Genomic DNA, 864 nt, shown 5'->3' with positions numbered 1-864 from the left:
CCTAACTGAATGTTGCGAGTTATTCTCATTAATATAAAAAATAGTATTCAGTATATGGTCATAGGACTGTTGTCCCATTAATGTCATAAACGATTTCGTGGCAATTGCATGGTAAATTTTGCTATTATCACTGGGTAATAATGGGTTTTTGTCCCCCGCCAGAATATTTACCCCCCAGGTATTAATAAAGTGCTCATTTACCTTTAGGATGTTAACTGTGGCTAGTTTGTCTTTTTCTTGCTGATTACTATGGAATACAGACGTATTCTGCCGAGACATGTCAAATGGCCGCCAGTTACTCAGCGAGATACTATTAACTCCAGCTGCATTCCTTAATTCATCTTGTAAATTGTTTATTGCGGTTTTTGATTTTAATTCGTCACTTAGTATAAATGTTATTACATTTTCTTTTTCATAACCAAAATTGTAATCTTTCATAAAATGCATCTGTGTCATTATACCCGCCCACAGGTATATGATGATACCTGCAATAATTATCTGCATGCAGAACATAATACGAGTCATATAGTGTGACTGTGATGATTGTGCAGCAATGCTGTGGCTATAGGTATTATTAGGCAAAGTCAGCGTCAGCAAAAAGAGGTAGTGGGCGAGTAAAATAGCTGCATAAGTTAGCGCCGTAGTAATAGATAACGCGGTTGAGAAGTNATAACTGCCATGAGTAAAGATAAGCTCTCTGGCACTATCGGAAAATTGCACGAGTGACATCAAAATAAAAAGAGCAACTAACAATACAAATGCAGTTTGGAATGTAGCAATAAAAAATGCTTCTGTGATTAGCTGGTAACGGGACGCGCCAACGGCTTTTTTTATATAGAAACTGTTTCTCTTCTTTGTATTTAT

At 36.5% G+C, this 864-nt stretch carries 1 pseudogene; it reads right to left on the bottom strand.

Features of this window, described 5'->3' with window-relative positions:
* Positions 1–864: pseudogene (locus V1952_RS22135) on the bottom strand (ABC transporter permease); the annotation flags it as partial.

Source organism: Yersinia sp. 2542 StPb PI, assembly GCF_048593855.1.
Lineage (GTDB): Bacteria > Pseudomonadota > Gammaproteobacteria > Enterobacterales > Enterobacteriaceae > Yersinia > Yersinia enterocolitica_E.
This window is presented reverse-complemented; position numbering and strand designations above follow the sequence as displayed.